The sequence below is a fragment of the Streptomyces sp. M92 genome (assembly GCF_028473745.1).
Taxonomy (GTDB): domain Bacteria; phylum Actinomycetota; class Actinomycetes; order Streptomycetales; family Streptomycetaceae; genus Streptomyces.
Window position 1 is genome coordinate 5162196 of record NZ_CP101137.1, and the last position, 16980, is coordinate 5179175.

Sequence of the window (16980 nt, forward strand, 5' to 3'; positions counted from 1 at the left end):
GGGGGAGAGGGGATGTGGCTCACAGGCTGATCCATCCGGCCGCCAGCGCCACGAGGCCCAGCACCGCGCCGGTCACGGAGACGGCCAGGACGACGAGTTCCGCCGGGGAGAACAGGCGTCGGCCCTGCTCGCGGCGGGCCATCACGAACAGGGCGGTGGCCGGGGCGTAGAGGATGAAGGAGACCAGGACGAACTTCAGTCCGGCCGCGTACAGCAGGAACGCGGTGTACAGCGTGGCGACGACACCGACGGCAAGCTCCCGCCGGGAGGTCCGCCCGCCCTCCGTGCGCGGGTCGTCGCCAACGCCGATGCGCACCGCGAAGGCGGCCGCCAGCAGATACGGGATCAGGGACAGCGCGCTGGTCAGGTTGAGCGCGAAGTTGAAGGCGTCGTCCGAGAAACTGGTGGCGATCAGCACCACCTGGGTGAGCAGCGACGTCATCAGCAGTGCCGGCACGGGCACGTCGACGGCGTTGGCGCGGCGCAGGAAACGCGGCATGTCGTCGTCCTTGGCCGCGACGAACAGCACCTCGGCCGCCATCAGAGTCCACGCCAGATAGGCCCCCAGCACCGACACGATCAGGCCGACGCTGATGAACACCCTGCCCCAGGTCCCGACGGCCTCCTCCAGGACGCCCGCCATCGACGGCTGGCGCAGGTCCGCGATCTCGGCCATCGGCATGATGCCGTACGACACGATGGTCACCGACGCGAAGACCGCGAACACGCTGAGGAAGCCCAGCACCGTCGCCCTGCCCACGTCCGAGCGGCGCCCCGCGTGCCGGGAGTAGACGCTGGCGCCCTCGACCCCGAGGAACACGAACACGGTGGCGAGCATGGTGCCGCGCACCTGCGAGAACAGGGAGCCCGCGTAGTCCGACCCACCGAAGTTGTCGGCGAACACACCCGGCCGGAAGTACACCAGCGCCAGGATCACGAACAGGACGATGGGGACGAGCTTGGCCACCGTCACGATCTTGTTGATGGCCGTCGCTTCCTTCACCCCGCGCCGGATCATCCAGAAGAACGCCCACAGCCCGGCCGAGGACAGGACCACGGCGAGGGCGGTGTCGCCGTCACCCAGCTCCGGCCAGATCGAGCCGATCGTCGACATGATGAGCACCCAGTAGGTCACATTGCCCACACAGGTGCTGGCCCAGTAGCCGAAGGCCGCGAAGAAGCCCAGGTACTCGCCGAAGCCGGCCTTGGCGTACGCGTACACACCGGCGTCCAGATCGGGTCTGCGCACGGCGAGGGACTGGAAGACGAAGGCAAGCATCAGCATGCCGGTACCGGCGATCGCCCAGGCGATCAGCGCGCCCGCGACGCCGGTCGCCTCGGCGAACCGCCCCGGCAGCGAGAACACCCCGGCACCCACCATCGACCCGACGACCATGGCCGTCAGGGTGAACAGGGGCAGCTTGGCGGCCGGCGGGGCCTCCCCGCCGGTGTCCGTGGCAGCGGCCTGCGACATGCCGTCCCTCTGGGTCGCCGGGCGATTCGCGACCACTGTGCCCCATATGGTGGCTTGGGGCATCTTGTTCGTCGGTCACCCGGTCGCCGGTGACGCTCACCCTCCGGCGCGCAGATCCGCCCCTCGCCGGGCGAGCGTCAGGACGCCCACGACGATGAGGGCGACCCCGAGCAGCTGCGGCAGGACCCACCAGCCGCCGCGCACGTCCTCGCGGTAGAGGAACACGCCGAGCATGAGGCTCACTGCCGCGTCCCCCAGGGTGAGGGCGGGCTGGGAGGCGACCAGGGGGCCGCCCTGCATGGCGTGCTCCAGCAGGAGCACGGCACCGACCCCGGCCGCGGCGAAGCCGTACGTCTGCCACGTGGTCAGGAAGCCGGCCAGTCCGTCCGTGTCCAGGACGCGCATGGCGTCCTTCATGAGGGCCGCCGTCAGCGCGTAGCAGACCGCGGTGGCCGCACCGAGGCAGCCGGCGCGGGCCTTGCCGACGGGGCGCCTGAGACCGGCCGCCGCCAACAGCACCGCCGCTGTGGCACAGGCCGCCAGCGCGGGCAGCCAGCGGTCCAGGGGAACGTCCTCCCGGCCCGCGTCCGGCGCGGCCGACACCAGCGCGAGTCCCAGCCCGACGACCACCGCGCCCACGGCCAGCCACAGGGCGGGGGCCAGGTGGCGGCCGGTCATCAGCGAGGCCAGCAGCAGCGCCAGCGGAAGTTCCAGCACGAACAGCGGCTGTACGAGTGACAGCGGCCCCGTCGCCAGGGCCACCGCCTGTGCCACGCCGGCGACGACCACGGCGAGCATGCCGCCGAGCCACACCGGCCGCCGCAACAGGTCGACGACGAGCCCCGGGCGGAACCCCTGTGTCTGGGGCACGGTCAACGCCGCCCGGCGCTGGAGCACGGTGGCCAGCGCGTTGCTGAACGCGGCGAGGAGTGCGAAGAGCACCGGCAGTACGACACCCATCCACCGATACTCGCCCGGTTTCCCTGCGGCCGCGCGCGGCGGCCGTCAGTCTCCGCTCTGCGCGGACGTCGCCTTTTCCTCGGTGTCCTGCTGCTTCGCCGCCTCGGGCGCGTCGGTGGCGGTGTAGTAGACCGAGGTGCCCTGCTTGGTGCGCTGCGCCTGGTTCCTGGCGACGAGCCCCTCCAGAGTGGTGCGCACGACCGTGGTCTTGATGGTGCGTCCGGAGTGTGCCTGGCCGAGCGCCGTGGTGATCTCGGCGGCGGAGCGCGGCTCACTCTGTTCGGCGAGGTGGGTGCGGACCAGCTCGACCAGTGTGGGCTGGGCGGCGGCCTGCTGGGCGGACGCGGCCTGCGGCGACGGCTTCTTGGCCGCCGCCTTCCCGGCGGCCTTGGCGGACGGCTTCGGGGTCTGCTTGGGAGCGGACTTCGCGGACTTGGCGGCCGGCTTGGACCTGGCCGCGGACTTGGCGGCCGGCTTGACGCCCGGCTTGCCGCTCGGCTTGGCACCCGGCTTCGGTGCGGCGGCGCGCTTGGGAGCCGCGGCCGTCCTGCGGCCCCGCGTCCGCTTCCCGGCGGCCGGCTCCGCGGTGTCACCGTCGCGAGGTGCGGGAACGGTGGCCGAGCCGGCCGCGGCGGGCTCCGCCGCGGTCACCGGCGGGGAGGGCGGCGGGGTGATGCCCAGCGCCTGCTGCATGTTCACCAGCAGGGCGTGGTCGTGCTGCAGCGCGGCCAGCTGCTGCTGGAGGGAGGTGATCTCCGCGCTGATGCGTTCCTGCTCCTTGAGGTTGCGCTCCAGGTCGTCGGTCACCTGGACGCTGTACTGCGATGCCAGTTCGGTGGCGGGCTGCGTCGTGCTCTCGGACATGCTGCTGACTCTCCTCGATTCGCGGCCGTGAAGGCTCGGGAGGGACGACGGGACTTCGGGCGCGGGACATGGGGACCATGTCCGATCGGCGCCCGGCCGGTATACCACGTATGGCCGTCATCGCGGTATGTGCCGCCGTGTTTCCTCGTGCGTGCGTTCGGCCCGCGAACACCCCGCGCTTACCGGCCCTCGGGCAACTCCACGGTGTGCCCGTCCTTGTCGACGGTGTGTGTCCGCCAGTAGGTGTCCCACTCGTCATCGACGTGCTCGGGCACCTTGCCCGCCGGGTAACGGGTGTAACCCCCGGGCGGTTCCTCGCCGTTGGGCACGCACGCGCTGCCGGTGCCGCCGACGCCGACGACCGGGTACTCGCCGCCGCCGCAGATCGCCTCCTTCATGGAGCATCCGGTCAGCACCGCGGCCGCGGTCGCGCAGACCAGTGCGAGACCGATGACGGAACGTACGGCGCGCTGCTCGCGGCGCACGGCTGACGGACGGTGAACTCGGCTGACGACGCCCATGTCCTGCTCCTTCTGGCAGACTGACACGGCAAGCCTCCTCCGGCGTGGTCCGGCTCCTCATGAGTACGGGTACTCAGTCTTGTCCGCCGTACTACTCGACCCGGCCGGCCAGCCGGTCGGCCTGCCGTGCGGCCTCGCGTGCCTCGTGCGCGGCCCGGTCCAGGGCGTCCGCCGCCGAGTGCTCGCGCTCCTGTGACTCCCGCCGTTCCCGCTCGGCCCGCTCCAGTCGCTGTCGTGCCTGCCGCAGCCGCCGCTCGGCCGACGACACCTCCCCGCGTGCCCGGTCGAGTTCGTCGCCGGTGCGCCGGAGCGCGGAGTCGGCGTCCGCGTGTTCCGCCCGGCGGTCGCGCAGCTGCCGCTCGGCTTGCTCGGCGGCCTGTTCGGCGCGGGCTACGTCCTGCTGCCGTTTGCGGCGCCGCTCGGCGAGTTCGTCCTTCGCGCGGCCCGCGGCGGGAGTCCGCGCCCGGGAGGGACGCTCGCGCGGCGCGGGTTCGGCCGGGACCGTGTCCGGGGGGAACTCCGAGGGCGGGGTGAGCGAGCCCTCCAGCCGCCCGCCGGCCCATCGCGCGGCCGCGTCCGGGTCCGTGAGGACGGCTTGCAGCGTCGACTCGACCTCCCGCTGCGCCGCTTCGGACAGCCGGTGCCCCGCCTCGCGGGCGAGCAGGGCGGCCTGCCGGGACAGCGCGGAGACGATGCTCCGCCGCTGCGCGGAGAGCTCCTTGAGACCGTCGGCGTCCAGGGTGCGGTAGGCCTCGCGCAGCGCCTGCCCCAGGTCCAGGAACCGTCGGCTCTCCTCGGGCCGGGAACGGGCCAGCAGGTTCGCCGCCCATGCCGCGAGCGTGGGCCGGCGGGCCGCGTGGATACGGCGGGCGTCCTCCTTGCGGCCGGCGGTCCTGGCGGCCTTGGCGTGCTCCTCGCGGAGGGCGACGAAGCCGGACGGCGGTGCCGTGTAGAGCTCGTCGAGCACCGACTCGACCGGCTCCGCGTCGTGGTCGCCGCCCTCGCGCTGCATGGTCCTCCGCCTCCACCTCGACGTGTGTCCGCCACCGACGGCCGCGAACCCGCTACGACCGCGCGTGCCTCGCCGCCTCGTCCTCGTCGTCGTACACGAGGAGCCCGTCCGTCCGCAGCCGTGCCCCCGGGGTGGGGGAGTGGGGTGTCAGGCGGCCGTCGTGCATGAGGTGGTCCACCGGAGTGCCCCGGGCCAGCACGGCGAAGTCGGCGATGAGGCGCCGGTGGCAACGCCACCACACCGTTTCGCTGCACATCACCGTGGTGCGTTCCCGCGCGGCCTGCTCCAGCAGCTCGTCCATGGCGGTGACGAACTCCGGCGAACGGGTGTGGCCGGCGTACCCGCGGAAGGACTCGTTGCGCCACACCACGTCGGGCGAGTCCGGCGCCGGCTTGCGGAAGCCGCCCAGCCGCTGCTCCCACCGGTAGGCGACACCCTCCTCGGGCAGCCACCGGGCGAGCCGTTCCCGCAGCAGGTCGGGGTCGCGCCGGCTGCCCGGCGCCGTCCTGACGTCGACCACGGCCGGCACGTCGGCGCCCCGCAGCAGCTCGGCCAGTGCGGCGCGGCCCGCGGTGCCGTGTCCGAACGTGACCAGGTGGGGATGCGACATGTGACCCAGGTCCCCGCACCGCCCGCGCTCATGCCTCCCGGCCGCGCGCCCGCGGCACCGCCCGGCCGAACGAGCGCCGGTAGGCGTGCGGGCTGACTCCGGTGGTCCGCTTGAAACGGTCCCGGAACGCGGTGGGCGAACCGAAGCCGACCTGTGCCGCGACGCGCTCCACGGAGTGCTCCGTGGTCTCCAGCAGGTGCTGCGCCTGCCGGACGCGGGCCCGGTGCAGCCACTGCAGCGGGGTGGAGCCGGTCTGTTCCCGGAAGCGGCGTATCAGCGTGCGGGTGCTCATGCCGGCGTGGTCGGCGATGTCGGCGAGGGCGAGTTCGCGGGAGAGGTTGTCCCGCAGCCAGGCGAGCAGGGGTTCGAGGGCGGACCCGCGGGGCGTGGGCGGGCAGTCGTGCACGATGAACTGCGCCTGGCCGCCCTCGCGTTCCAGCGGCACGACCGACAGCCGGGCGGCGTGGGCGGCGACCGCCGAGCCGTAGTCCCGCCGGATCATGTGCAGGCACAGGTCGAGTCCGGCGGCGGCGCCGGCCGAGGTGAGGAACTGGCCGTTGTCGACGTACAGGACGTCCGGGTCGACCTCGACGTCCGGGTGCGCGGCGGCCAGGACGTCGGCGGCGGCCCAGTGGGTGGTCGCCCGCAGGCCGTCGAGCAGCCCGGTGGCGGCCAGCGGGAAGGTGCCCGAGCAGATGGACGCGATGCGCGTGCCGCTCGCGGCGGCCGCGCGCAGGGCGTCGCGGACGGCCGGGGGGAGCGGGGCGCCGGCGGTGGCCGTACCCGGCACGATGACCGTGTCCGCGTCCCGCAGGCCCTCCAGCCCCCACGGCGCGCGCAGGGTGAAGGCCCCGGCGTCGGTCTCGGGGTGTTCCGCGCACACGCGGATCTGGTAGCCGGGCCGCCCGTCGGGGAGGCGGGTGCGGGCGAAGACCTCGATCGGGGTGGACAGGTCGAACGGGATCACCTGGTCCAGCGCGAGTACGGCGACGGTGTGCATGGCCGGAACGGACCTCCTCACCGGACGGCGGCCGTGGCCGTGGCCGGCCACCAGCCCATTGAAACGCAGGTCGGAGACAGGTCAGGAGCCTTCCTGCCGCCGTGGCACTTTCCCGTTGGAAGTTGTCGGGAACGCCACGTCAGGCGACCACCCGGTCGACGAACGCCGCGACGTTGGCGACCGTCCGCCGGATCTTCTCCTCCAGCGTGATCGTCTCGTGCAGGCGCGCCCCGGCGTCCGGCTCCCGGATGCCCCGCACATACAGCGAACAGGCCAGGTCGCCGCATATGTAGGCACCCACCGAGTTGCCCTGCTGCCCGGCCTTGCCGGCCTTGGGCGCGACCATCAGCGAGACGCCGCCGGAGTGGGTCGTCAGGCACATCGAGCACATGCTGCGCCGGGTCTGCCCGGAACCCGCGCCGGAGGCGCGCATCGCGAGCCCGGTCGGACGGCCGTCCAGTTCGGTCACGAGGTAGGCGCGGTCCGGCGCCTGCGGGTCCCGCCAGCCGAAGTAGTCCAGGTCGTCCCACGGGCGGTCGGCCAGGTCGTGCGGCACGGACAGGCGCTTGGCCGCGCCCTTGGAGCAGTTCACGAAGGCGGCGCGGATCTCTTTGTCGGTCAGGGGTCTCATACGACGGAGAGTAGGTTGCCTAAAAGCCTTAGGCAAATGCATAATCGGTTCAGGTAAACGGAAGGATGGTTATGGTGCGCGTGGGGCTGACCACGGAACGCCTGGTCCGGGCGGGCGCGGAACTGGCCGACGAGGTCGGCTTCGACCAGGTGACGGTCTCCGCACTGGCCCGGCAGTTCGACGTCAAGGTCGCGAGTCTGTACTCGCACCTGCGGGGCTCCCAGGACCTCAGGACCCGCATCGCCCTGCTCGCCCTGGAGGAGCTGGCGGACCGGGCCGCCACCGCGCTGGCCGGGCGGGCCGGCAAGGACGCCCTGGCCGCCTTCGCGGACGTCTACCGCGACTACGCCCGGGAGCACCCCGGCCGCTACGCCGCGGCCCAGCTGCGCCTGGACCCGGAGACGGCGGCAGCGAGCGCGGGTGTCCGCCACGCGCGGATGACGCGGGCCGTCCTGCGGGGCTACGACCTGACGGAACCCGACCAGACCCACGCGGTCCGGCTGCTGGGCAGCGTCTTCCACGGCTACGTCAGTCTCGAGATGGGCGGCGGCTTCGACCACAGCGCCCCCGACACGCAGGAGACCTGGACCCGGATCGTGGACGCCCTCGACGCCCTGCTGCGCAACTGGCCGGCCCCCTGAACCCCGTACCGCGGAGCGAGACACCACCACAGCCGGAGAACCACATGCACACCCACGACGGCCTGATCACCACGCCGATCACCCCGGACCTGATCCGCGGCGCCCTCGACCTGGAGCGCACCGAACACGGACTGCTGCCGCACCGGCTGCCGGCCCGGGCCCGCGCCCAGAACACCGACGGACAGCTGGCCATGGCCGAGTCCCAGCCCTCCGGCGTACGCCTGGCGCTGCGCACCCGCGCCACCGTCCTCGAACTGGACACGCTGCCCACCAAGCGCCTCTACGCGGGCGCCCCGCCGCGCCCGGACGGCGTGTACGACCTGCTGGTCGACGGCCGCCCGGCGGGCCGGGGCAGCGTCGCGGGCGGCAACACCCTCACCATCGACATGACCGCCGGCACGGCCTCCGTCGAGCCCGGCCCGGTGGGCACCCTCCGTTTCCCGGACCTGCCCGAGGGCGACAAGGACATCGAGGTCTGGCTGCCGCACAACGAGACCACCGAACTCGTCGCCCTGCGCACCGACGCCCCCGTGGAACCCGCTCGGGACCCCGGCCGCAGGGTCTGGCTGCACCACGGCAGCTCGATCAGCCACGGCTCCGACGCCGCGAGCCCCACCACGACCTGGCCCGCGCTCGCCGCCTCCCTCGGCGGCGTCGAGCTGATCAACCTGGGGCTGTCCGGCAGCGCCCTGCTCGACCCGTTCACCGCGCGGGCCATGCGCGACACCCCCGCCGACCTGATCAGCGTCAAGATCGGCATCAACGTGGTCAACGCCGACCTCATGCGGCTGCGCGCCTTCGGCCCCGCCGTGCACGGCTTCCTCGACACGATCCGCGAGGGCCACCCCACCGCCCCGCTGCTGGTCGTCTCGCCCGTCCTGTGCCCCGTCCACGAGGACACGCCCGGCCCCCTCGCCCCTGACTTCGGCGAGGCCGCCGAGGGGCGGCTGCGCTTCGTGGCCACCGGCGACCCGGCCGAACGCCAGAGCGGGAAGCTGACCCTGAACGTCATCCGGGAGGAGCTGGCCCGGATCGTGGCCCAGCGGGCGGCCGACGACCCGAACCTGCACCACCTCGACGGCCGCGACCTCTACGGCGAGGCCGACGCCGCCGAGCTGCCCCTGCCCGACAACGTCCATCCGGACGCCGCCACCCACCGCCGCATGGGCGAACGCTTCGCCCAGCTGGCCTTCGGCGACCGGGGCGCCTTCAGCGGCTGAAGCCCGGCTCCCCACGGCCGCGGCCCCGTACGACCGCGGCGAAACACCGGGCGACCCCGTGCCAGACCGCTTCGGCGGCCGGCTCGTCGCGCTCCGCCCGGCCGGCACAGCTCCGCCGGGTCCAGCCCCCGCGCCCGCAACCGCTGCGGATCCCACGACCGCATCCGGTCCGCGCCCGCCTCGGGGTGGAACTGCACGCCCCAGGCCCGGTCGCCGACCCGGAACGCCTGGTACGGGCACCGCTCGCTCTCCATCAGCCAGGCGGCGCCCGGCGGCAGGGCGGTGACGGCGTCCACATGGTGCTCGACGGCCGTCACCCGCTCCGGGAGCCCGCCGAAGAGCGGATCGTCACCGGCGCCGGGCCGCAGGGTGAGCGGGGTGCTGCCGAACTCGGGTTCGCCGTGCTCGCCCCGTACCGTGCCGCCCGCGACGTGGGCGAGGAGCTGCCCGCCGAGGCAGATCCCGAACACGGGGGCGCCCCGCTCCAGCGCCTCGGCGACCAGAGCGCGCGTGGGCGCCAGCCAGGGCGCGCGCACGTCGTCGCCGGGCAGGTAACCGCCCCCGAGCACCACGACACCGTCGTGCGTGAGGCGACGGGGGAGCGGGGCGCCGGCGTAGGCGCGCACGACGTCCAGTGACACGCCGTCCGCGACGAGCCAGTCACCGAACCGGCCCGGCCCGCCGCCGGGACCGTTCTGCACCACCAGCAGCCGCGCCATCGCCCACTCCCCGCCTCAGACCCTAGGACACCACCACCCTGCCCGGGGCGCTCCGGCCCGCAACCCCGTCACGCGTCACAGACTCGCGGCGCGGTGTGTCGGATCGCCGTCCAGGACGGTCAACAGAACGGGTACGTCGGCCAGTTCGGTGGCCGGCACGGTGAGTGGGTCCGCGGCGAGCACCGTGAGGTCGGCGCGGTGACCGACGGCGATCCGCCCGGCCTCGTCCTCCTCGCCCGCCGCGTACGCCGCGTTCACGGTCGTGCCGCGCAGCGCCTCCAGCGCCGACAGCGCCTGCTCGGGGCCGTGCGGCGCCCGGCTGAGGTCGCGGGTCGGGCGGCGGTGGCGGGCGCCGGCCATGATGCCCAGCGGCGGGTAGGGGGCGATGGGCCAGTCGGAGCCGAGCACCACGACGGCGCCGGAGTCGTGCAGGTCGCGGCAGCGCCAGGCCCGCGAGGCGCGCGGTTCGCCCAGCCGCCGGGACCAGTTGTCGGTGTGGTCGGCCCGGGTGAAGTCGCAGCAGTGGGTGGGCTGCATGGAGGCCACGACCCCGAGTTCGGCGAACCTGCGCAGCGTGTCGTCGGGGACGGTCTCGATGTGCTCGACCCGGTGCCGCACCCCGCGTCCGCCACCCGCCTGGGCCTTCTCGACCGCGTCGAGGGCGTGACGTACGGCCGCGTCGCCGATCGCGTGGGTGGCCGTGGGCACGCCGGCCCGGTGCAGCTCGCCGACGACGCGGGTGTACTCCGCGGGGTCCGGCCAGAAGGCGTGCCGGGACTCCCCGTGGCAGTCCGGCTGCTCCAGCCAGGCGGTGCCGTTGTCGACGGTCCCGTCCATGAAGATCTTGACGCCGGCGGTCCGCCACAACCGGCCGCCCCTGCCCTGCCCCTCGACGAGGGCGCGCACCCCGTCCGCGCCGGTGCCCGGCTGGCACCAGGGCGCCACCCGGAGCCGCAGCGGCAGCCGTCCCGACTGGTCCAGCTCGGTGAAGAGGTCGAGGCTGTCGCCATTGGCGTCCATGACGTGACCGCCCGTCAAGCCGGTGGCCGCCATGGCACGCAGGGCCGCCGCCAGCCGGTCGAGGCGCTCCGCCCGGGTGGGCTGCGGGGCGATCCGCTCCACCAGTTCGCAGGCGGCGTCCTCCAGCAGCAGGCCCGTGGGCCGCCCCTCGGCGTCGCACACCACCTCGGCCGTGGCCTGCTCGAAGGTGCGCGGCCCGTCCACCCCGGCCAGCTCCAGGGCCCGCCGGCTGGCCAGCATGGAGTGCGCGTCGAAGAGCAGCAGCAGCGCCGGCACGCCGTCGAGTACGGAGTCGAAGGGCGCCGTCTGCACCGGCCGGTCGCCGAAGACGTTGGGGTCCAGTCCCCAGCCGTGCAGCCACGCGCCGGGGGCCAGGTCCCGCACCGCGCGGGCCAGCGCCTCGCGCACCTGGCCGACGTCGGTGCAGCCCGACAGGTCGAGGCCGTGGGTCAGTTCGGCACCGGTGACCGGGTGGATGTGCCCGTCGACCAGGCCGGGGGTCACCACGGCGCCCTTCAGGTCGACGACCGTGGTCGAGGCGTCCGCGAGCGCACGGATCTCCCGGTCGTCACCGAGGGCGCTGATCCTGCCGTCGGCCGCGGCCAGCGCGGTCTGCGGCAGGAAAGCGCCGGTGACCGGGTCGAGCAGCCGGGCCGAGAGCAGGACGAGAGAGGTGCGCACAGTCACTCCTTGAGGGGCGGTTCAGTTGGGGTCGGTGGTCGTCAGGGCGCCGGCGGGCAGGCCGAGTTCACGCTCGGCGGTGGTGATCGGCATTCGTCGCACCGCGGGCGGGTCGCCACCCGTGTCGGCGCTGTTGACGAGCATGCCGAGGCCGTCGAGGACGACCAGGATCTGGACGGCGGCCACCAGCGGGTCGTCGGTGCGGAACTCGCCCCGCTCGACGCCGTCGCGGATCACCGCCTCCAGCCGGTCGCGCCAGGCCGCCTCCTGGACGGCCACCCTCGCGCGCAGGGCGGGCCGGTAGCGGCTCAGGTGCCGGGCGTTGAGCCACAGCCGGCTGATGTCGTCGAAGTCCGGCCCGGTCGCCCGCGCGAAGAACCGGGCCAGCCGCCGGGTCGGCGTCGCGCCGTCCAGGTCGGCGGGGAGGAGTTCGTCGAGCTCGGCGGAGGCGGCGTCGCCGTACGCCTCGGCCACCAGGTCCTCCACCGCCGGGAAGTAGTGGCTGATCAGTCCGGGGCGCACGTCCAGCTCCTCGGCGACCCGCCGCAGAGTGATGCACTCCAGCCCTTCGGTCACTGCGACCCCGGACGCCGCTACAACGATTTCCGCACGTCTGGTGGCGGGAGACTTGCGGATTCGCTTGTTCGGAATGCTTGACGGCATGGAATCGATGCTATTGAGTGTGCGACCAACAAGCAAGCAGGTGGGACACCAGCACCCCGGAGGAGCCTCATGGCGTCCACGATCCCCGACCCGCACCCCGGCACCGGCGCCGCGCCCCGGGAGGCACCGCACCCGCCGCCGTCGGACCGGGCGGGCCGCGTCGAGGCCCACGGCATCGACCACATCCCCGACCACGAACGCCACGGCCGGCCGCGGCAGTTGTTCTCGGTGTGGGCGGCGGCCAACGTCAACTACCTGAGCCTGGTGACCGGCGGCGCCCTGGTCCTGATGGGCCTGACCCTGTGGCAGGCGCTGGCGGTGATCGTGGCGGGCAACCTCTTCTGGCTGCTCACCGGTCTGCTCTCGATGTCCGGGCCGGCGGCGGGCGCGCCGAGCGAGGTCATCACCCGGGCGATGTACGGGGTGCGCGGCAACCGCGTCAACAACGCGATCGTGGGCTGGCTGATCTCCGTCTGCTACTTCGCCCTCAACCTGGCCGCCGCCGCGACCGCCGCCTTCGCCCTCGTGGAGATGGCCGGCATCACCGCGAACACCGGTGTGAAGGTCGTCGTGGTGATGGTGGTCGCCGCGCTCACCCTGGTCATCGGCGTCTACGGCCACGCCATGATCATGAAGCTGTACCTCCCCATCACCCTGGCCCTGACGGCCGCCTTCGCGGTCGTCGCCGTGGGCGTGTTCCGGCACGCCGACCTCTCCTACGTGCCGGCCGAACCGCTCACCGGCACGGACCTGCTGACCGTCGTGGTCGCCGGCGTCACCCTCATCGCCTCCGCCCCGCTGTCGTACACCACCAGCGCCGACTTCTCCCGCTACCTCCCGCGCACCACGCCCGCCCGGGCCGTCGTCGGCTGGACCTTCCTGGGCGGCTTCCTGCCCGGCGTGGCCGTCTGCTCGCTGGGCGCCCTCGCCGCGACGGTGGCCGACATGACGGACCCGCAGGCGGGGCTGCGGCAGCTCCTGCCCGACTGGTTCGGCCCGGTCCTCCTGCTCGCCCTGGTCCTCGGCACCATCGCCATCAACGCCCTGACCGCCTACAGCGCGGGCCTCGCCCTCCAGGCCGTCGGCATCCGCATCCGCCGCTCCCTCAGCGTGCTCGCCGACGGCACCGCCGCGGTCGCCCTCACCCTGTACGGGCTCCTCGTCTCCGACTTCCTCGACACGGTCAGCAACGTCCTCCAGCTCACCGTCGTCCTGCTGGGCCCCGCCCTGGCCGTCTACGCCACCGACATCCTGCTGCGCCGCAACCGGTACGACGGCCCCGCGCTGATGGACGAGACGCCCGGCAGCCCCTTCTGGTACCGCGCCGGGGTCAACCCGGCGGGCGCCCTCGCCCTCGCCGGAGGCGTCACCGTCGCGGCCCTGTGCGTGAACACCCTCTACACCGGGCCGATCGCCCACGCCCTCGGCGGGGTGGACCTCGCCCTGCCGGCCGGTCTCGTCACCGCCTCGCTGCTCTACGCGGCCCTGTCCCGCGGCGGGGCACTCCGGACGCCGACGCCCTGAAGGACGGTCCCACCCCGGCCGGGGTCAGCGCCGCGCCATGTACAGCTCCAGCGCCTTGTGCAGCACCTTGTTGAGCGGGTAGTTCCACTCGCCGAGGTACTCGACGGCCCGGCCGCCGGCGCCCACCTTGAAGCGCAGCAGCCCGAGCAGGTGGTCGTCCGCGTCGAGGGTGTCGGTGATGCCGCGGAAGTCGTAGACCGAGGCGCCCAGTTCGAGCGCGTCGCAGATCATCCGCCACTGGAGGGCGGTGCTGGGCTGCACCTCGCGCCGGCGGACGGTGGACGCGCCGTAGGAGTACCAGACGTGCTCGCCGACCGTCAGCATCGTGGCCGCGGCCAGCACCTCCCCGTCGTGGTGGGCGAGGTAGAGCCGCATGCGGTCCGGGTCCTCGGCCGTCAGCGCCGTCCACATCCGCTCGAAGTAGCCGAGCGGTCGCGGCACGAACCGGTCCCGCTCGGCGGTCTCGACATAGAGCTCGTAGAACGCCTTCAGGTCCTCGCGGTCACCCCGGACGACCTTGACGCCGGCCTTCTCGGCCTTCTTGACGTTCCGCCGCCACTGCTGGTTGAAGCCGCTGAGAAGCTGCTCCGGGGTCCGCCCGGCGAGCGGCAGCTGGCACACGTAGCGCGGCTGTCCGGTGGCGAACCCGTCCTCGCCGCCGGACGCGGAGCGACGCCAGCCCGTCCGGCGCAGCCGCTCGGCCACCGCCTCGGCCCCGGGTTCCCGTTCGGTCGCCTCCACGTCCCCCAGCCGCCCGGCCTCCGGGTCGGCGATCGCCGCCTTGACCGCCTCGGGGCTCCAGCGCCGGGCCACCACCGGCGGCCCCATCTTCACCGAGAAGGCGCCCCGCCGCTTCAGGTGCGCGAGCATCGGCTCCAGCCACCGCTCCAGGTCGGGCGCGTCCCAGTCGATGACCGGACCCTCGGGCAGATAGGCCAGGTACCGCTTCAGCCGCGGCAGCGGACGCAGCAGCACCAGTCCGGCCCCCACCAGTTCGCCGCGCTCGTCGAACCAGCCCAGGCTCTCCGCCCGCCAGTCCGGCTTCACCTCGCCCCAAGCGGGCGTCTGCAGGTGGCTCACGGACGGCCGGGCCGCGACGAACCGCAGGTGCTCCTCGCGACTGATCGGCTTCACGTGACGGCTCATGGGCGGCGCCCCTCTGTTCGGCTCTGCGGCTTCGACGTGTGCTTCCTCGTGGTACGGCCGGCGCGGTCGCCGTCCCGCACCTCACAGGGAAACCCGGCGGCGGCCGATCCGCGCGCTGCCGGCCCGCCGCCCACCCGAGTGCGCCGCCCGGCGCGCGGGAGCGCGGGCGCGGTGTCAGTGTGGAACGCCCGAGCGGTACGGCAGGACGGACGGAGCGGACGGCGATGGCACGGGCGATCTGGACAGGCGTCATCACGTTCGGGCTGGTCTCGGTGCCCGTCGGGCTCTTCACGGCGACCGAGAACCACACGGTTCACTTCCACCAGCTCCAGCGCGGCACCTCCGACCGCATCCGGAACCGGCGCGTCAACGAGCGCACCGGCAAGGAGGTCGACCCCGGCGACATCGTCAAGGGCTACGAGGTGGGCGAGGGCGAGTACGTCGTCGTCGAACCGGACGAACTCGACGAGATCGCGCCCGGCCGCTCCCGCGCCCTGGAGATCACCGACTTCGTCGAACTGGACCGGATCGCACCGGTCTACTTCGACCGCACCTACTACGTCGCCCCGCGCGGCAAGGAGTACCTCAAGGTCTACGAGCTGTTGCGCGCGGCCCTCGCCGAGTCCGGCAAGGCCGGCGTCGCCACCTTCGTCATGCGCAACCGCCAGTACCTGACCGCGCTGCGCGCCGAGGACGACGTCCTGGTGCTCCAGACCCTCCACTGGGCCGACGAGGTCCGCGACCCGGTCAGGGAGCTGCCCGAACTGCCCTCGGACCGGGCCGGCCGGGGCAAGGAGCTCGACATGGCGCTGCGCCTCGTGGACGCCCTCAGCGGCCCCTGGGAGCCGGACCGCTACCACGACACGTACCAGGAGAAGGTCCGCGAGCTGGTGCGGGCCAAGGCCGAGGGCGAGGAGGTCGCGGTGGCGCAGGAGGCGCCGCAGGCGACCAACGTGGTCGACCTGATGGAGGTGCTCCAGGGCAGCCTCGAGCAGGCGAAGGGCGCGGGCGCGGGCACGGGCGGCGGAAAACCGGCCGGGAAGGCGAAGAGCGGCGAACGCCCCGCCGGGGCGCGCAGGAAGGCCACCGCCCCCTCCCGCGGGAAGCCGCCCACACGCGGCGAGCTGCGGGAGCTGAGCAAGGCCGAGCTCTACCAGCGGGCCACCGACCAGGACGTCGCGGGCCGCTCCAGGATGAGCCGCGACGAGCTGATCGACGCCCTCACCGGAACCGGCGGCCGCCGGCGGAAGAAGACGGCCGCCGCCTGAGAGTCGGCAGCGGCCGCCGGCCGGCTCAGGCCGTGCTGAGCATGCCCTCGCGCAGGCGGGCCAGCAGGCGCGAGATGAGCCGGGAGACGTGCATCTGCGAGACGCCCAGGCGTTCGCCGATGTCCTTCTGGGTCAGCTCCTCGACGAACCGCCAGTGGATGATCTGCCGGTCCCGTTCGTCGAGTTCGGCGATCATCGGGGCGAGCGCGTGGAAGTCGTCCACGAGCGCCAGCGTGGCGTCGTCGGCGCCGATGAAGTCCGCCAGGGCCGACTCGCCGTCCTCGCTGCCGCCGATGGCCGCGTCCAGCGAGGCGGAGTTGTAGCCGTTCGCCGCGAGGCGGGCCTCGACGACCTCGTCCTCCGGCAGGCTCATCAGCTCGGACAGCTCCTTCGTCGTGGGGTTGCGGCCCAGCCGGCTGCGCAGCTCCTCGGTGGCGCGGGCCAGCTGCACCCGGGCCTCCTGGAGCCGCCGCGGCACGTGCACCGCCCACGAGGTGTCCCGGAAGAAGCGCTTGATCTCACCGACGATGTACGGCACGGCGAAGGAGGTGAACTCGACCTCGCGGGTCAGCTCGAACCGGTCGATGGCCTTGATCAGGCCGATCATGCCGACCTGGACGATGTCCTCCATCTCCTCCGGACCGCGGCTGCGGAACCGGCCGGCCGCGAAGCGGACCAGGGACATGTTCATCTCGATCAGCGTGTTGCGCGCGTACTGGAACTCGGGCGTGCCCTCCTCCAGCAGGGTCAGCTGCTCGAAGAACAGCTTCGACAACTCCCGCGCGTCCTTGGGCGCCACCTTGGACGGGTCCGCGACCTCCGGCATGCCCGTGGTGGTGTGCGCGGTGGTCTGTGCGGTCGTCGTCGCCATGATGTGCCCTCCCAGTCGATCGGCCCCCGTCACCGTCGGCTCACCGGCCGACGACTCACCGCCTACCCCCGGCCATGGCTCTCATGCCTGCCCGCTCGCCGACCGGGACGACGAAGCGTCAAAAACCCGATTCAAACGGACATACGGCAGGAGTC

The 16980-nt window shown here is 73.3% G+C and carries 16 protein-coding genes and 1 pseudogene; 4 read left to right on the forward strand and 13 right to left on the reverse strand.

The features are described from left to right. Positions 1-19: 19 nt before the first annotated feature. From M6G08_RS23250 to M6G08_RS23285, 8 genes are all read right to left on the reverse strand, one after another. A complete protein-coding gene (locus M6G08_RS23250) occupies positions 20-1474 on the reverse strand; it encodes a basic amino acid/polyamine antiporter (RefSeq protein WP_272589095.1) in 1455 nt (484 codons plus the stop codon). Between the two features lie 96 nt (positions 1475-1570). Further along, positions 1571-2434, reverse strand: a complete 864-nt coding sequence (locus M6G08_RS23255; protein ID WP_272589096.1) for a DMT family transporter — start codon at positions 2432-2434, stop codon at positions 1571-1573. 45 nt (positions 2435-2479) lie between these two features. Further along, entirely contained in the window at positions 2480-3298 is an 819-nt protein-coding gene (locus tag M6G08_RS23260) for a hypothetical protein (protein WP_272589097.1), read from the reverse strand. 179 nt (positions 3299-3477) lie between these two features. Beyond that, entirely contained in the window at positions 3478-3819 is a 342-nt protein-coding gene (locus M6G08_RS23265; RefSeq protein ID WP_272591410.1) for an SCO0607 family lipoprotein, read from the reverse strand. Positions 3820-3910: 91 nt separating this feature from the next. Beyond that, positions 3911-4831 (reverse strand): hypothetical protein, encoded by a 921-nt coding sequence (locus M6G08_RS23270; protein ID WP_272589098.1) that lies wholly within the window; start codon positions 4829-4831, stop codon positions 3911-3913. A 52-nt stretch (positions 4832-4883) separates the two neighbouring features. Next, positions 4884-5441, reverse strand: a complete 558-nt coding sequence (locus M6G08_RS23275) for a DUF488 domain-containing protein (protein ID WP_272589099.1) — start codon at positions 5439-5441, stop codon at positions 4884-4886. A gap of 28 nt (positions 5442-5469) precedes the next feature. Next, the gene (locus tag M6G08_RS23280) at positions 5470-6441 is read right to left on the reverse strand and encodes a GlxA family transcriptional regulator (RefSeq protein ID WP_272589100.1); all 972 of its coding nucleotides are present in this window, start codon (positions 6439-6441) and stop codon (positions 5470-5472) included. A gap of 139 nt (positions 6442-6580) precedes the next feature. Further along, complete coding sequence (locus M6G08_RS23285; RefSeq protein ID WP_272589101.1) at positions 6581-7072, reverse strand: FBP domain-containing protein; 492 nt, start codon at positions 7070-7072, stop codon at positions 6581-6583. A 71-nt stretch (positions 7073-7143) separates the two neighbouring features. Here M6G08_RS23285 and M6G08_RS23290 point away from each other — a divergent pair, with 71 nt between their 5' ends. Both M6G08_RS23290 and M6G08_RS23295 read left to right on the forward strand, forming a co-directional pair. Then, the gene (locus M6G08_RS23290) at positions 7144-7713 is read left to right on the forward strand and encodes a TetR/AcrR family transcriptional regulator (RefSeq protein ID WP_272589102.1); all 570 of its coding nucleotides are present in this window, start codon (positions 7144-7146) and stop codon (positions 7711-7713) included. Between the two features lie 44 nt (positions 7714-7757). Next, the gene (locus tag M6G08_RS23295) at positions 7758-8933 is read left to right on the forward strand and encodes a GDSL-type esterase/lipase family protein (protein ID WP_272589103.1); all 1176 of its coding nucleotides are present in this window, start codon (positions 7758-7760) and stop codon (positions 8931-8933) included. On the opposite strand, the pseudogene M6G08_RS23300 reads toward M6G08_RS23295, so the two are convergent. The 3 genes and pseudogenes from M6G08_RS23300 to M6G08_RS23310 all read right to left on the reverse strand — a co-directional run bounded on the left by M6G08_RS23300 (position 8923) and on the right by M6G08_RS23310 (position 12016). Beyond that, positions 8923-9652 (reverse strand): annotated as a pseudogene (locus M6G08_RS23300) (type 1 glutamine amidotransferase). The gene M6G08_RS23295 and the pseudogene M6G08_RS23300 sit on opposite strands and share 11 nt — an antisense overlap. Positions 9653-9727: 75 nt before the next feature. Then, entirely contained in the window at positions 9728-11353 is a 1626-nt protein-coding gene (locus M6G08_RS23305) for an amidohydrolase (protein ID WP_272589104.1), read from the reverse strand. 21 nt (positions 11354-11374) lie between these two features. Next, positions 11375-12016: a TetR/AcrR family transcriptional regulator gene (locus tag M6G08_RS23310; RefSeq protein ID WP_272589105.1), complete on the reverse strand. Its 642-nt coding sequence runs from the start codon at positions 12014-12016 to the stop codon at positions 11375-11377. Between the two features lie 69 nt (positions 12017-12085). On the opposite strand from M6G08_RS23310, the gene M6G08_RS23315 reads away from it, so the two are divergent. Beyond that, positions 12086-13540 (forward strand): purine-cytosine permease family protein, encoded by a 1455-nt coding sequence (locus M6G08_RS23315; RefSeq protein ID WP_272589106.1) that lies wholly within the window; start codon positions 12086-12088, stop codon positions 13538-13540. 24 nt (positions 13541-13564) lie between these two features. On the opposite strand, the gene M6G08_RS23320 is transcribed toward M6G08_RS23315, so the two are convergent. After that, positions 13565-14686 carry a lipid II:glycine glycyltransferase FemX gene (locus M6G08_RS23320; protein WP_272589107.1) on the reverse strand — a complete coding sequence of 374 codons (1122 nt, stop codon included), beginning with the start codon at positions 14684-14686 and terminating at the stop codon, positions 13565-13567. A 224-nt stretch (positions 14687-14910) separates the two neighbouring features. Here M6G08_RS23320 and ku point away from each other — a divergent pair, with 224 nt between their 5' ends. Further along, the gene (gene ku, locus M6G08_RS23325) at positions 14911-15954 is read left to right on the forward strand and encodes a non-homologous end joining protein Ku (protein WP_272589108.1); all 1044 of its coding nucleotides are present in this window, start codon (positions 14911-14913) and stop codon (positions 15952-15954) included. 25 nt (positions 15955-15979) lie between these two features. Here ku and M6G08_RS23330 read toward each other — a convergent pair whose 3' ends face one another. Further along, positions 15980-16825: an RNA polymerase sigma factor SigF gene (locus M6G08_RS23330; RefSeq protein ID WP_272589109.1), complete on the reverse strand. Its 846-nt coding sequence runs from the start codon at positions 16823-16825 to the stop codon at positions 15980-15982. Positions 16826-16980: the final 155 nt, after the last annotated feature.

What these genes read in the sequence shown, in the direction of transcription:
- M6G08_RS23250 (WP_272589095.1), bottom strand. Translation starts at nt 1,474, where the DNA reads ATGTCGCAGGCCGCTGCCACGGACACCGGCGGGGAGGCCCCGCCGGCC.
- M6G08_RS23255 (WP_272589096.1), bottom strand. Translation starts at nt 2,434, where the DNA reads ATGGGTGTCGTACTGCCGGTGCTCTTCGCACTCCTCGCCGCGTTCAGC.
- M6G08_RS23260 (WP_272589097.1), bottom strand. Translation starts at nt 3,298, where the DNA reads ATGTCCGAGAGCACGACGCAGCCCGCCACCGAACTGGCATCGCAGTAC.
- M6G08_RS23265 (WP_272591410.1), bottom strand. Translation starts at nt 3,819, where the DNA reads ATGGGCGTCGTCAGCCGAGTTCACCGTCCGTCAGCCGTGCGCCGCGAG.
- M6G08_RS23270 (WP_272589098.1), bottom strand. Translation starts at nt 4,831, where the DNA reads ATGCAGCGCGAGGGCGGCGACCACGACGCGGAGCCGGTCGAGTCGGTG.
- M6G08_RS23275 (WP_272589099.1), bottom strand. Translation starts at nt 5,441, where the DNA reads ATGTCGCATCCCCACCTGGTCACGTTCGGACACGGCACCGCGGGCCGC.
- M6G08_RS23280 (WP_272589100.1), bottom strand. Translation starts at nt 6,441, where the DNA reads ATGCACACCGTCGCCGTACTCGCGCTGGACCAGGTGATCCCGTTCGAC.
- M6G08_RS23285 (WP_272589101.1), bottom strand. Translation starts at nt 7,072, where the DNA reads ATGAGACCCCTGACCGACAAAGAGATCCGCGCCGCCTTCGTGAACTGC.
- M6G08_RS23290 (WP_272589102.1), top strand. Translation starts at nt 7,144, where the DNA reads ATGGTGCGCGTGGGGCTGACCACGGAACGCCTGGTCCGGGCGGGCGCG.
- M6G08_RS23295 (WP_272589103.1), top strand. Translation starts at nt 7,758, where the DNA reads ATGCACACCCACGACGGCCTGATCACCACGCCGATCACCCCGGACCTG.
- M6G08_RS23310 (WP_272589105.1), bottom strand. Translation starts at nt 12,016, where the DNA reads ATGCCGTCAAGCATTCCGAACAAGCGAATCCGCAAGTCTCCCGCCACC.
- M6G08_RS23315 (WP_272589106.1), top strand. Translation starts at nt 12,086, where the DNA reads ATGGCGTCCACGATCCCCGACCCGCACCCCGGCACCGGCGCCGCGCCC.
- M6G08_RS23320 (WP_272589107.1), bottom strand. Translation starts at nt 14,686, where the DNA reads ATGAGCCGTCACGTGAAGCCGATCAGTCGCGAGGAGCACCTGCGGTTC.
- ku (WP_272589108.1), top strand. Translation starts at nt 14,911, where the DNA reads ATGGCACGGGCGATCTGGACAGGCGTCATCACGTTCGGGCTGGTCTCG.
- M6G08_RS23330 (WP_272589109.1), bottom strand. Translation starts at nt 16,825, where the DNA reads ATGGCGACGACGACCGCACAGACCACCGCGCACACCACCACGGGCATG.